Raw genomic sequence first — 13,809 nt, forward strand, 5'->3', positions numbered from 1 at the left:
GAATCCTCTCGCGGGTCAACGAGGAAGAGCGAACATGTGCGTCATGACCGAGGTGTGCGTGCCGCTGCCGTCGGCGTCTGGCAAGGGGCTTGTCTCGCCCTGGATCGAACCGACCGCGCCCGACACGTACTCGGCCTTGACGTACGCATACAGGCGCCGGCAGCCGGGGGCGAGATCGAGCGAGGTGTAGAGCGGAACGGCCTTGTGGTGCGTTTGTTTCAGCACCGACACCGAACTTTGCGCAGCTGTGGCTGACGTGCAGACCCTGTCCCCGTCCATCTGGTTGACGAAGAGCGTGAACTTGGCGTTGGACCGGTCCGAGGAGTGTCCGCAGGTGTTCGCGTCGAAGGGGTGGCACGCCATGAACTCGACGTCGGCGATCACGTCCACCTTCGTCTGGCTCGCCGTGAGTGTGCGGTCGAGAATCGGGGTACGCACGATCGACGACACCGTGGTGTTCCCGTTCGGCAACGAGGTCTGCATGGCGAATCCGTTGACGTCCTCGCCGACGGAGGCAGCGGCGAACCTGAGCTCGCCTTTGACCGTGATCGCCGAGGTCAGCTCGGAGAGCGAGTGACCGCGGTAGTAGACCCTGCAGACCATCGTTCCGGTCGAGGTTGCCGAGACGAGGAATCGGGTGAGGATCGTGATGTTGACGCGGTCGGTGTTGGCGCTCCCGGCGGGGTCGATGTTCTCGCCCATCACCACGTTGCTGGCGCCGGCTCCGGAGCAGAGCACCTCGTTGTCGACGAGTGTGACCTGCTCCGCGGCGTACGCGTTCATGGACGAGTAGACATAGGCGGTTTGGCCCGCCTGCATGGGAACGTCGACAGTGCCGAGCAACTGGACCTTGACCCCGCCGGCGGCGGGAATGGCGGTGATCCGCTGCGGGCCGTAGGTCATCGCGCTGGCCGCTTGGGCGGGCGGGACCAAGCCCGCGACGAGTAACACGGTGAGGGTCGTAAGGGCCAAGGCGTTCCTGACGGAAATCATTGCACCTCCTGTTACGGACGGGGCCGTAACCGAGAGGGTAGGCGCCCCCTCGGTCCGCGTCCATAACAGGTCCGCACCAGTTCCGGGCATCGCCGTTGACGGCCACACCACACGTGTTTACGGTCATGACCACAAGAGCTCCCGAGGTGGAGGGCACGAGCATGCGAACCCGACGCTGGCGCCGGTTGCTGATCGCGGGACTGGCCGTCGTGGCCGGCTTGTCAGCGACGGCCGCCGTCACACCGACCACGCCGCAGTGGTGGAACCGCGGCACGATCCCCCTGTACTCGACCACCGCGGCGGGCGGGGAAACCGCGCGGATGCCGGACGGCACCGTCCGCACGTACCAGGCGTTCAGCGGCAAGCCCGGATACCTCGCCGAGATCGACACGCTCACCAAGCGGGTCATGCGCATGCTGCCGCTCTACGTTCCCGGGCCTCCGTCCGGCGAGGTGCCGGCAGACCTCGGCGCGCAGGGGGCGTGGGGTGTGTCGATCGACAAGCGCGGCACGGTGTACGTGAGCACGTACGGCTACGGCCATGTGTATCGCCTCCCCTGGAAGGCGGACGCGGTCGAGGACCTCGGCCGCCCGTCGCCGCGGACGAGCTTCACCTGGGAGGGCGACACCGACGAGCAGGGGGTCTTCTACTTCGGGACCACCGAGGGCTTCGGCACGGCGCCGTTGCCTCCCGGGCGGCTGTTCTCCTGGGACCCGGCGACGCGGCAGTACCGCGACTACGGTGACTTCGGCTCGAAGTACCTCTACGTCCGGTCGGTCGAGGCGAGCGGCGGCAAGATCTACGCCGGTCTCGGGCAGACGACAGCGCTCTTCCAGGTCGATCCACGGACCGGCAAGCGGGTCGAGATCCCGCCACCCCCGGGGATGCCGACGGACAAGTACACGTACCAGATGGAGGACGAGGCCGGGTACCTGTACATCCTGTTCGCGGGCGGCACGACCGAGCAGGTCGGCTGGGTGCTGGACCTGAAGACGCTGAAGTGGAAGTGGCGGATCCCCGGCTACATGGGGCAGACGATCACTCAGGCCGACAAGCAGGGACGGGTCTACCTGAACGTCAACAGCGAATTGACACTGTTCGATCCTCGGAACGGCTCGCTGACGCCGACCGGGTTCCAGGGTGGAGCCGAGCAGGCCGACAAGGGCGGTCTCGGTGCCGGCAAGGCCCTCGCGCGGCTCGTCGACAAGCGTGTCGGGCACGAGCTGATCTACGGCTCGACCGGCGGTGGTGACATGTGGACCTACGACCCGGCCACGAAGCAGGGCACGTTCGCCTACGCCGACGGCCTGGTCGGGACGCCGACCGCCCCACGCTCGTTGGCGAAGGGACCGGACGGCCGCATCTACGGCGGCGGCTACTTCCAGGGCGGCCTCGTCGCGTACGACCCGGCGACCACGAAGTGGACCGAGTACGTCTTCAAGCACCAGATCGAGGGCATGAGCGCCCACAACGGCAAGATGTACTTCGGCGTCTATGCGAACGCGGAGCTGTGGGAGTACGACCCGGCGCTGCCGTTCGGCGATTCGAACCCGAAGAAGCTGTTCGACCTCAAGGAGGAGGGGCAGGAGCGTCCGTGGGCCGTCGTGAGCGCCGGTCCGTACGTCGCGATCGGCACGTCGCCGAAGAACAGCCAGGACAACGGCGCTTTGACGCTCTACGACCCCGCGACGGGGGAGCGGCGGACATGGAACTCGGGCCTGGTCGAGGGCGCGAACCAGATCTCGACGGTGACCTACCGCGACGGGATCATCTACGGCGGTTCGCTCGGCTGCTGCAACCCCTCGGACAACTCGAAGCATCCGGGGCAGGTGTTCGCGCTCGACGCCGCCACCGGCTCGGTGCTCTGGCGGTCGACGCCGTTGCCGGACGAGCAGGGTGTGAACGGGCTGACGTTCGACGGCCAGGGCCGGCTGTTCGGCATAACGTACGGGACGGTGTTCGAGATCTCGCCGACCGACGGCTCGCTGATCCGTTCGGTGAAGGAGTTTGACTACCCCTGGTCGACGGTGACGAACTTCCAGCCGCGCGCGGTGAACATGGAGTACGACCCGGGCGACGGGGCGATCTACGCGACCAACGGCCGGACCCGGCGGATCGACCCGGACACGCTGGTCGACGTGGGCCCGAACTACGTGACCGGGTTCGCCGCGATCTCACCGGGACCGAACAAGTTCTACGTGCAGAACGGCCTACTCCTCGAGGTCAAGTGGTACTGAGCTCATAGCGACCGCCCGGCTCGTGTGGCGTGCGTGCCGATCCCGTTTCGAATAAGGGCGTCCCTCTGTCGAATAGACCGATAGAGGGACGCCCTCATTCGAAACGCCGCCTCGTCGAGCTCGAAGTGCGTTCTCAGCCCGCGCACCACGAGCAGGGGCCCGTCCTGGCCGAATCAGGACCATCTCCTCCAGAGACAGCACGGCGGCGTCACGGTTCGGCCAGGGGGCGTGGTCCTTAGGGAGTGACCGTGGGACGGCCGGTTTCGACGCGGCCGGTGAGCCGGCGGCGGAACGTGGGGTCCTCGATGGCCGTGACCTGGAGGTCGTACCAGCCTTTCTCGGTGGGCCAGGTGAGCTCGATAGTGCGGCCAGCGCCTACGCGGATCCGCTGCGGGTCGCCGCGCCTGTAGGCCAGGGATTTGACAAGCAACGTCACCGGTGCGGGACCGTGGTTGTCGAGCAGGAGCCCAAGGCTGGATCGGCGGGCCACGAGGCGCTGCCGGACGTCCACGCCTGCTGCTGCCCCGGCCACCGAGCCAGCGAGTTCCTGCCAGGTGCGGTTGGGGCCTTGGACGACGAGGTCCCATCGCCCCTGCGGGAGAAGCGCCAGCACCGTGTCGGTGGTTCCGCTGTCGACGTCCACGTACGTCGGCTCGGGAAGCTCACCCGCGTAGGGGTAGACGGCGAAGGCCGCGGTCGCGGAGCCCAGGTTTTCGAGCGTGACCTGCAGTCCAGCGTCGACCATCCGAGCCGCGACGGTGGGCCGGTACGCCAGGGCCCGCGCCGGTCGCCGGCCCGGCTCCTGCTCGGGGACGCTTTGCTCGGCCGGTGGGGTGGGCCGCCACCGGGCCACGGGTGCCGGCATGGGGTCGGGCTCGGTGAGCGTGGGCGGGGTGCCCGGCTGCGTGAAGTCGAATGCTGAGAGCAGGTCGGAACAGATCCTGCGCCGCCAGTCGGAGATGTTCGGTTCGGACACGCCGGTGAGGTGCTCGAGAAGCTGGATCGTGGAGGTGTGGTCGGCTACTGAGGAGTCGACGTACCCACCGATGGTCCACGGCGACAGGATGGTCATCGGCACCCGGGGGCCGAGACCGATCGGCTTGCCGGCGTACCAGTCGTCACCGTTGCCCGTCGCGGGCCGGGGCGCCACCGGCGGTGGCACGTGGTCGAAGAAGCCGTCGTTCTCGTCGAAGTTGATCAAGATTGCGGTCCGGGACCAGGTGTCGGGATCGGAGGCCACGATATCGAGGAGGTCGTAGACCAGGTGCGCGCTGCCCAGCGGTGTGGAGGCGCTGGGGTGCTCGGACAGCGCCGCCGACGGCACGATCCAACTGACCTTCGGCAAAGTCCCTGCCGCGATGTCGTCCCGCAACCGGCGGAGGAGGGTGCCGGGGCGACTGCGGTACATCGCCTTGTCGAACACTGACCGCTCGGCGTCGGTGAGTGCGGCCCGTCCCTGCACGAGCTGGGCTAGGAGGCGGTCCTGCTCGTCGGCGGTCCTGTCGTGTAGCGAGTCGTAGAGCTCCTCGGTAGTGCGGAAGTCACCGTCGACGAGCTTGAGCATCTTGTGGCCGATACGTTTGAACGGCACGAAGTACTCGACCGCATTGTCGGTGAAGTTGTCCCACTCCTGGTAGATCTGCCAGCTCACGCCGGCGGCTTCCAGGCGCTCCGGATACGTAGTCCAGTCGTACCCCGCGTGCGAGTACGAGTAGGCCGCGTTGGTGACCGCGCGCCGTACGCCGTCCGGCTCGTAGCCCGTTGTGCCGGACCAGAAGTAGTTGCGGTTCGGATTGGTCGACCCGAACACGAAACAGTGGTAGGCGTCGAGCATCGTGAAGGTCTCTGCGAGCTCGTACTGCAGCGGGATGTCGGCCCGGTTGTAGTGGTCATCGTCGCGGGGGTCTTGGCGGGCACCCAGCCGTCCCACCAGCCGCCCGCCCACGCCTGGGTCGCGTCGGAGAACCCGTGGGGCAGGTCGCCGAGGTACTGGATGTGGCTGGTGGGCCGCCCGCCGTCGGCTGCCGCTTCCCGTAAGGAGAAGGGCAACACCTCACCGCCTGCGCCGTTGGGCTGGGCGAGCACGGTCGTGCCAGGGGTGCGCCGGCGCAGCGGGTTCCGGTCGCCGTACCCACGAACCCCACGCAGCGTGCCGAAGTAGTGGTCGAACGACCGGTTCTCCTGCATCAGCAGGATCACGTGCTCGACGGCACCGATGCCGCCGGTGCGCATCGGCTGCGCCATGGCTCGGTGCACGGACGGCGGCAGCAGCGATCCAGCGACCGCTAGCCCCGCGGTGGCACCGCCGGCCCTGAGGACCTGGCGTCGTGAGGGATGTCCCGATGTCTGCGTCATGCTCGTCATCCGAGCAGGCCCGCTGGGCCGCTAGCTGAGCCCACGGAGCACCGTCGGCGAACCTCGGATGACGAACGGTCGCTGCTGGTTGCTGATTGGCCTGATGCCTGCGCGCACCTCTGTGGCGTGCTTGCTGCACCGCGGTGGTGCCGACGCCGCCGGCAGCTCCATGGGTCAGCACCGTCTCAGCGGGACGCGCGTCGAGTCGCTCGAGCACGGTGGAGGATCGTCTTCGCCAGGACAACGCGTAACAAGCGCCGTGCTGGCGATCCATACAGGCAGACCGTCACCGTCCTTGTTCTTCGAGACCACGATGCTAAAAGCGCGTGGCGTCGGCTGTGCGGACACGTTTCCCAGGATTCCAGCCACGGGCGCAGCTGCGCATTGTGTGCCGGGATGGCCGGTCGTTACGTTCGCTCGGCGTGGCCGACCCAAAGGGAGGGAAGTGGATCAGCAGGTGGGTGCCCGGCGCGGGCGCTGCCGCTGCTGTACACCGTGCCGCGCGGCCGGATGGGTGCACCGTTCCCGCCGGTCCAAGTGACCGCATCGACCACGAGAAAGGATCAGCCCATGTCCGAGCCGAAGACCCACACCATCGAGGTGCCCGGCGCCGTCCTGCACTACGACGTGCGGGAGGCCGAGGCGAGCAGCGCACCGATCCTGCTCATGATCGGCTCGCCGATGGACGCCAGCGGGTTCACCAGCCTGGCCGAACGTTTCCAGGATCGTACGGTGGTGACCTACGACCCACGTGGGATCGGGCGGAGCCAACGAACCGTCGGCGGCGAGTCCACCCCTGACCTGCACGCCGACGACCTGCACCGGCTGATCCCCGCGCTCGGCGATGGACCGGTGGACATCTTCGCCAGCAGCGGGGGCGCGGTCAACGGGCTCGCGCTGGTGGCCCGGCATCCGGAGCAGGTGCGTACGCTCGTGGCGCACGAGCCGCCGTCGGCCACGGCCCTGCCCGACCGCGACGAAGCGCTGGCGGCAGTGATGGACATTTGCGAGACGTACGAGCGGGACGGTTTCGGCCCGGCGATGGCGAAGTTCATCGCGATCACCAGCCTGCGCGGTCCGATCCCGGCCGATCTCGCCGAACTGCCCGTGCCGAGTCCGGCCGACTTCGGGCTGCCGACGGAGGACGACGGCTCCCGCGACGACGTGCTGTTCGGGCAGAACCTCCGCACGTGTACGCACTACGAGCACGACTTCGACGTTCTGCGTGCGGCCTCGACTCGCGTCGTCGTCGGAGTCGGAGCCGAATCGGAGGGTGAGATGGCCCACCGGGCGGGGGAAGCGGTCGCGGAGCGGCTCGGTACGAAGGCAGTCACCTTCCCCAGCCACCACGGCGGGTTCGCGGGCGGGGAGTTCGGCATGAAGGGTGATCCCGACGGTTTCGCGGTCACCCTGCGCCAGATCCTCGGCGAGGCGGGCTGACGCCGGCCCGCGACCTCCCTCAGCTGGAGCCGGCGACGGCGGCCTCGACGTGCGCGCCGAGAGCGAGCAGCGACCTCATCCTGGCAGGGACGCCTACCTGGTAACCGGCCGCGGGGGAGAGGTCCTACTGTCGAGGGTGTGTTCGCCCCCTACCGCAGTCTGCTTCGCCAACCCGGCGCCCTGAGGTTCTCCGCCAGCGGACTGCTCGCCCGGCTCCCGATCTCGATGGTGGCGCTGGGGCTCGTCATCCTGGTCTCGGCGAAGACGAGTTCGTACGGCCTGGCCGGGACCGTTTCCGCGGCCTACGTCGTCCTCCGGGCGGCCGGCTCGCCACTGCAGGCGCGGCTGGTCGACCGGCACGGCCAGCACCGGACCCTGCCCTGGATAGCCGGGCTGCACGCGGTCGCGCTGGGCGGGCTGGTCGTCGCGGTCGAGGTGGACACGCCGCTGGTGGTGCCGATCGTTCTGGCCGGTGTGGCCGGGGCGAGTTCGCCGTCGATCGGTTCGTACGTACGCGCGCGGTGGAGCCACCTGCTGGGACGGCGGCCGGAACTGCAGACCGCGTTCGCGTTGGAAGCGGTGGCGGACGAGCTGCTCTTCATGGTCGGGCCACCGGTGGTGACGTTCCTGGCCACCGGGATCAGCCCGAACGCAGGCATCCTGGTCGCCCTCGGCTGCGGCCTGGTCGGCACCCTGCTCCTGGCCGCCCTGCGGGACACCGAGCCACCCGCCCACGGTCGCCACGGGGGCGGCGCGGCGCTGGCGCCGCTGGGGTGGCCGGCGCTGCTTCCCGTGGTCGCCGCGAGCGTGGGGATCGGAACCCTCTTCGGCGCGTTCGACATCGCCGTCATCGCCCTCGCCACCGAGGCCGACGCGCGGGCGTGGTCCGGCGTCCTGCTCGCGATCACCGCGACCGGTTCGATGATCTCCGCCGCGGTCCTCGGCAGCCGGACGCTGCGCAAGCCGCCGTTGACACGGTTCCGGATCGGCGCGGCGGCGATCACGGCGGCGATGGTGCCGTTGCCGTTCGTCTCCCATCTGGGTGTGCTGGCGCCGATCGTGTTCCTCACCGGGCTGACGATCTCGCCGACCATGATCGCGAGTGTTGCCCGGGTGGAGGAGACCGTGCCCAACAGTCGGCTCAGCGAGGGCATCGCCTGGTCGACGAGTGCGCTGGTCAGCGGGATCGCCCTTGGTGGAGCCGTCGCCGGCCGGGTGATCGACGGCCACGGGGCGAACGCGGGGTTCCTGGTGTCGCTGGCCGCGGGCGTGCTGGCGACGGTGCTGGCCTGGTCCGGTGGCCTGCGGGCGGTGGGTCCGCCGGTGGCGGGCGACCAGGTCGGTGGCCGATCGGTGGGTGGCTGAGGCGTGAAGTCATGGCGAGCTGGTGGCAATGGCTTGTCTGGCGTGGAGTTCGCGGTAGATGCCGTCGCGTTGGAGCAGAGTGTCGTGTGTTCCGGTGTCTACGACACGCCCTCGATCGAGGACGATGATCTGGTGAGCGCGCTGGATGGTGGAGAGTCGGTGTGCGATGACCAGCGAGGTGCGTCCGGCCAGGGCGGCCTGCAGTGCTTGCTGGACGGATTGCTCGGTGCGGGAGTCGAGGTGGGCGGTAGCTTCGTCGAGCACGACGATGCGCGGGTTGCGGAGGAGCATGCGCGCTATCGCCAGGCGCTGCTTTTCTCCGCCGGAGAAGCGGTGGCCGCCTTCGCCGACGATGGTGTCGTAGCCGTCGGGCATGTCGGTGATCAGGTCGTGGATACGTGCGGCCTTGCAGGCGGCGACGATCTCCGATTGTGATGCCGTCGGTTTGGCGTAGAGGAGGTTGTCCCGTACGGATTCGTGGAAGAAGTGTGCGTCTTGTGTGACGACGCCTACCGCTTCGGACAGGCCTGCCAGGGTGTAGTCGCGGATGTCTACGCCGCCGATCGTCAAGGACCCGTGCGTGACGTCGTACAGCCGCGCTACCAGCATGCACAGGGTGGTTTTGCCGGCGCCGGATGGTCCCACGACGGCGGTCATTGTCCCCGCCGGCAGCTGCAGGCTCACGTCACGTAACGCCCACTCGTCATGGTCAGGGTCCGTCGCGGCGGGGTTGGGAACGGCTGCCATGAGGGAGGGCACCAGACCTGCACTGGCAGGCTCGTGCCGGAACGACACCCTCTCGAGGGTGATGTCGCCTCGTGCCACGTGTGGTGTCGCATCCGGACGTTCGGCGATACCGGTCGGTGCGTCGACGACCTCGAAGACCCGCTCGAACGACACCAACGCGCTGTGCACGTTCATTCGGGCAGACGCCAGGTCCATCAGCGGGCCGTAGGCGCGTTGGGCATAGGCGGCCAGCGCCACCACAGTGCCGATGGTGAGTGATCCGGACAGGATGAGGTGGGAGCCGGACCAGTAGACCGCGGCTACGCCAAGCAGGCCGACGAGAGCGACAATCGTTCCGACCAGCAGACTCAGCATGTTGACGCCGATGTTGTTGCGCCGCAACGCGCCGGTTCGGTCGGCGAAGCCCTGTGATTCGCGGTCGAAGCCGCCGAACAGCTTGACCAGTAGAGCGCCACCGACATTGAATCGCTCGGCAGCGAAGCCGCTCATGTTGCCGTACAGGTCCATCTGCTCACGCACCATGCTCCGCATCCGCGCGCCCACCCACCGCGTGGCGACCAGCAGCAGCGGGATCAGGACGAGAGCGGCGAGCGTGACCTGCCAGCTCAACACGAACATCGCGGTCAGGGTGAAGGCCAGAAGTAGCACGTCGGCTGCGATCGAGCCGACACTGCCGGTGTAGAGGTGGCCGGTGAACATCTGTTGGGCGTTGAGCACATCTGTGTACAGGCGGCTCTGGATCGCGCCGGTCTTGGTGTGGACGAAGAACCTCAACGGGAGTCGCTGAATATGATCGAACAAGACCTGCCGCAGGTCGCGGATGATGCCGGTTCCGATGAGCGTGCCCAGGTATCCCCCGAGCAGTTGAAGCCCCGACGAGGCGAGGTAACAGACGACGGCGAGACCGATCAGCAGATTGAGCAGCACAACGTTGCGATGCGGGATGGCGTTGTCTAGCAGCGCTTTGAAGATCAGGGGCGGCACGATTCCGGCGATCGACGAGGCGGCCAGCAAGGCTGCGTATGCCGCCAGGCGCCACTGGTACGGCCGGACGAACCTGATCACCTGCCGCAAGGTGGCTCGACCATTCTCCGGCCCGCCGCCGTCGTCACCAGTCGCCAGCCTGTTCAGCGACATCAGTCTTCGTCCTCTCGGCCGGTTGCAGCTTGTTGTAGTGCGGACAGGGCTGTGACAACTTCGCGTCGCGCGGCGTCCTCATCCAGCCCCAGGCGTTGAAGGATCTGCGCCGCGAGGCCGGCCGGCACCTGGTAAAGGCCGAGAAGAAGATGCTCGGTCCCGACGTAGTTGTGGCCAAGTTCGAGCGCCTCGTTCACGGCGCTGGAGAGCACTGCATTGGTCCGGGGCGTATGGGGCAGGTCCGTTCGTTTGGGCTTGCCGCCGCCTCGAGGCGCAAGGGTCAGGACCGCGGCCTCCGCAGCCTGCGGGCCGATGCCGGCGGCGACCAGGATCTTCGCCGCGACGCCCTCGGGTTCGCTGTAGAGACCCAGCAGGATGTGCTCGGTTCCGAGATAGCCGTGCCCGAGTGACCTGGCGTGCTCGGTCGCGGCGTCCAACGAGCGTTTCGCGCGTGGTGTGAGACGTTCGTACGTCAACCCGGACACGTTCATGGCGAAGCGTCTGTGCACAGCCTGCTTCGTCACGCCAAGAGCGTCGCTGATCTGCACCCAGTTCCAGCCGCTACGACGTGCCCGATAGACGAAGTGGCCCAGCACAGCATCTCCGGCCGCGTTGAGCTCAGCAACCAAGCCGCGAGCGGTCGCGAGCTGCTCGCCCACGTCGTCACCGGCCTCGTGCTGCACTGTCTCGATCAAGTCCCGGAGGGTCGGTCGGCGAGTCATGGGTCAACGGTAGGCTGACTCTGGCCGCTGGTCAACGATGCGTTGACTTGCTCTTCAGGTCAACACGCGACTGACCATCGACGGGTTGGCTCATGCCTCGCGGCCAGGTCAGCGGGCGCGCGACGCCTCGGCATGGCCTGCTCGGCCCCCTCGCGCTCCTTCGCCTGCCATGCGTCGGCGATTGCCTCACTTCGGGGATCGAGCGTTCTTCTTGTAGAACACAGCGGAGTCCTCGTAACCGAGTTGGAGATAAAAGTTCCCCGCACGACGGCTGGCGAGCGACACGTATGCGGCGCCTCGGTCGCACGCCCACCGTTCGGCCTCCGCCATGAGCGCGCGCCCTATGCCCATACTGCGTTCGCGTTCGTCGACCATGACTTCTTCGACCCAGGCAACTGGGCCATTGGCAAAGAACGTGTGATGAGTGTGCGCCAGCAGGTACCCGACGATTCTGTCCTGCACGTGAGCGACGAGAACGAGTCCGCCACGAGAGTTGAGCAGGGTCCGAAACGTTCTTTCGAACGGATCGCGCTCGGGACGAAACGACGCCGCGAACTCACAGACAAGCGGCCACATCGCATCCATGTCCTCGACGGCCGCCCGTCGAACCCGCACCCCAACCATGCGGGAATCCTATGAACTGCTTGGCCGCGGCAGGATTTGGTCCGTTCCGCCTCCCTGCCCGCGGGTGCTGGCCGACATCACCGTCATCGCCGCCCGTTCCGGCGACGCCGGACATAGGCGACGGTGACGGCGGCGAGTAGCGGCCCCCACAACAGGAGCGGGAGGTAACAGAGGTAGAAGATCGCGGCCTCCCAGCCACCTTCCTGTGTGGGGAAGTTCGAGGGAGTCGGCTTACCCCGGAGGGTGACCCCCGCGAACTCGGTGATCCAGGCGGCGGTCCACAGGATCGTCAGCACCACGGCGCCGAGGGCCGCGGGGATGGCGGCCGCCTTCGTCGGGACCCGGTGGCCACGCAGGAACGGGATCCACTGCGGGAACACCTCGCCCCAGCGGGCGATCAAGCCGATCGCGGTGAACGCAACGACTTCGGACAGGATCGACAGGAAGACGATGTAGGCCCGCTCACCGATCCCGAACCTCTCGTCGAACGCGGCCGGGAGTCGCCAGAGGCTGGACGGCAGCACCGTGAACGGGACGGCGAAGGCGGCGATCCGCGCCCAGCGGGGAACCCCGGCTACCGGGTCGTGGGCGGCTCTCCAAGCGGTGCGCACCCGCCCGGTGGTCCTCGGCCGATCAGTCAGAGCGGTCATTGTCGATCCTTGGTTTCGGCGGGCCTGACTGCCCGATTCGCATCAAAGATCGCAACCCCGTCGGCTCGTGATCATCGCCCATTAGAGGGAACCAGGTCCCCCGCCCGGGGGAGTATCGGCGAGCACAGCTCACCCCCCACTACTGCAGGAAGCTGCCCAGCGGACGGCGGTCGCCGGTCGTGCCCTCGCGGTCGGCCGACGGCCGAGCTATCGATTCGGCCACCTGGGAGGGACGCGTATCCCTCTCCAGGGGGACACGCCTCCTGGAGACGATGCGGCAGATTCGAGCCGGTGCCGCGTGCACGGAATCCCGACCAATGGAAGCGAGAGCGCTCATGCCAATCAAGCCCACCCGGCCATGGACGGCGTCACCCACTCTTCGTCGCAGATGGCTTCGCATTGCCGCCGCGACTGCCTCGTCCGCGCTGATCATGGCGGGGGCGGTGAGCGCCCCTGCCGGCGCGACCTCACCTGAACAGCAGAAGCGACCGCCGACAGGCACTTCCGAGGCTCTGCGAGCCATGGTTGCCGCCGGGGTTCCAGGGGTGATCGCCCACGTGCGTGAAGGCGATCGGGAATGGGACCTCGCTTCGGGCGTGGCCGACGTGACCACCAAGCGTAAGGCTCAAATAGACGACCGCGTGCGAATGGGCAGCGTCACGAAGACCTTCGTCGCCGTTGTCATGCTGCAACTGGAGAGCGAGGGTCGACTCTCACTCGACGACACCGTGGACAGGTGGCTGCCCGGCGTCGTCCGCGGCAATGGCAACGACGGCCGGAAGATCACGATCAGGATGCTGCTCAACCACAGCAGCGGCGTTCCGGAGTACCTCCAAGATGAAGCGATCTTCCGGTCCTATTTCGCCACCGGCGACTACGATCGAGTGTGGACCGCCCGCGAGCTGGTGAACAGCGCCATGAAACTGCCACCGGCCTTCGCTCCGGGAACCGACGCGCTCTACTCGAACACGAACTACGTCGTCGCCGGGATGATCATCAAGGCAGTTACCGGCAGGAGTGTGCAGGCGGAGGTGACGCGACGGATCATCCACCCGCTGGGCCTTCGGCGTACGACGTTCCCCGAACGTGACCCGTCGATCCACGGCGCTCATCTGGAGGGATATCTCTCCAATCACTACTTCGACTACCAGAACGTCACCCGGTTCAGCCCTTCGTTCGCGGACGCAGCCGGTGCAATCATTTCCACACCGCGTGACGTGGCGACGTTCCACCATGCTCTGTTCACCGGTCGCCTCCTCCCTCCCGCGCAGCTGGGAGAGCTCACGACGGTCGTCCAGTCGACGTCGCTTCCGGAGATCAGGAACGGGCTCGGTTTCGGACTGTCCGAGATCTGCGGCCAGGAGACATGGACGAAGGACGGCGAGTTCCCCGGCTACACGAGTGAGTCGGTCACCAGCCGCGACGGCACTCGGCAGGTCGTCTACAGCATCAACAGCGTGGGACTGAAGGACGAAAAGGCCCGTGCGGTCCAGCGGGCGGTTGAGGACCTCAAGGAAGCGGTGTTCTGCTCCTAGGAGC

The 13,809-nt window shown here is 67.5% G+C and carries 10 protein-coding genes and 1 pseudogene; 4 read left to right on the forward strand and 7 right to left on the reverse strand.

The features are described 5' to 3' along the window. Nucleotides 1-15: 15 nt before the first annotated feature. Nucleotides 16-993 carry a hypothetical protein gene (locus tag B141_RS0118970; RefSeq protein ID WP_020576767.1) on the reverse strand — a complete coding sequence of 326 codons (978 nt, stop codon included), beginning with the start codon at nt 991-993 and terminating at the stop codon, nt 16-18. 161 nt (nt 994-1,154) lie between these two features. Between B141_RS0118970 and B141_RS0118975 the strand changes: the two genes are divergently transcribed. After that, nucleotides 1,155-3,230, forward strand: a complete 2,076-nt coding sequence (locus tag B141_RS0118975; RefSeq protein WP_020576768.1) for an outer membrane protein assembly factor BamB family protein — start codon at nt 1,155-1,157, stop codon at nt 3,228-3,230. A gap of 235 nt (nt 3,231-3,465) precedes the next feature. Here B141_RS0118975 and B141_RS51515 read toward each other — a convergent pair whose 3' ends face one another. Next, nucleotides 3,466-4,095: a phospholipase domain-containing protein gene (locus B141_RS51515; protein ID WP_337587609.1), complete on the reverse strand. Its 630-nt coding sequence runs from the start codon at nt 4,093-4,095 to the stop codon at nt 3,466-3,468. A gap of 168 nt (nt 4,096-4,263) precedes the next feature. Next, nucleotides 4,264-5,594, reverse strand: a pseudogene (locus B141_RS51520) (alkaline phosphatase family protein); the annotation flags it as partial. 561 nt (nt 5,595-6,155) lie between these two features. Here B141_RS51520 and B141_RS0118990 point away from each other — a divergent pair. Beyond that, nucleotides 6,156-7,025, forward strand: a complete 870-nt coding sequence (locus B141_RS0118990; protein ID WP_020576771.1) for an alpha/beta fold hydrolase — start codon at nt 6,156-6,158, stop codon at nt 7,023-7,025. Nucleotides 7,026-7,163: 138 nt separating this feature from the next. Next, on the forward strand, nt 7,164-8,390 hold the full coding sequence (locus B141_RS41490) for an MFS transporter (protein WP_020576772.1): 1,227 nt from the start codon (nt 7,164-7,166) through the stop codon (nt 8,388-8,390). A 9-nt stretch (nt 8,391-8,399) separates the two neighbouring features. Here B141_RS41490 and B141_RS41495 read toward each other — a convergent pair whose 3' ends face one another. The 4 genes from B141_RS41495 to B141_RS0119015 form a co-directional block, all read right to left on the reverse strand. Next, nucleotides 8,400-10,274 (reverse strand): ABC transporter ATP-binding protein, encoded by a 1,875-nt coding sequence (locus B141_RS41495; RefSeq protein WP_020576773.1) that lies wholly within the window; start codon nt 10,272-10,274, stop codon nt 8,400-8,402. Next, nucleotides 10,274-10,996, reverse strand: a complete 723-nt coding sequence (locus B141_RS0119005) for a Clp protease N-terminal domain-containing protein (RefSeq protein WP_020576774.1) — start codon at nt 10,994-10,996, stop codon at nt 10,274-10,276. Before B141_RS0119005 ends, B141_RS41495 begins: the two co-directional genes overlap by 1 nt. A 186-nt stretch (nt 10,997-11,182) precedes the next feature. Continuing rightward, nucleotides 11,183-11,620: a GNAT family N-acetyltransferase gene (locus B141_RS0119010; RefSeq protein WP_020576775.1), complete on the reverse strand. Its 438-nt coding sequence runs from the start codon at nt 11,618-11,620 to the stop codon at nt 11,183-11,185. Nucleotides 11,621-11,703: 83 nt separating this feature from the next. After that, nucleotides 11,704-12,270 carry a hypothetical protein gene (locus tag B141_RS0119015; RefSeq protein WP_020576776.1) on the reverse strand — a complete coding sequence of 189 codons (567 nt, stop codon included), beginning with the start codon at nt 12,268-12,270 and terminating at the stop codon, nt 11,704-11,706. Nucleotides 12,271-12,791: 521 nt separating this feature from the next. Between B141_RS0119015 and B141_RS41500 the strand changes: the two genes are divergently transcribed. Beyond that, on the forward strand, nt 12,792-13,805 hold the full coding sequence (locus B141_RS41500; protein ID WP_272944091.1) for a serine hydrolase domain-containing protein: 1,014 nt from the start codon (nt 12,792-12,794) through the stop codon (nt 13,803-13,805). The last annotated feature ends 4 nt before the right edge of the window (nt 13,806-13,809 follow it).

Origin of the sequence: Actinopolymorpha alba DSM 45243, assembly GCF_000373925.1 — a bacterium.
Taxonomy (GTDB): Bacteria; Actinomycetota; Actinomycetes; order Propionibacteriales; family Actinopolymorphaceae; genus Actinopolymorpha; species Actinopolymorpha alba.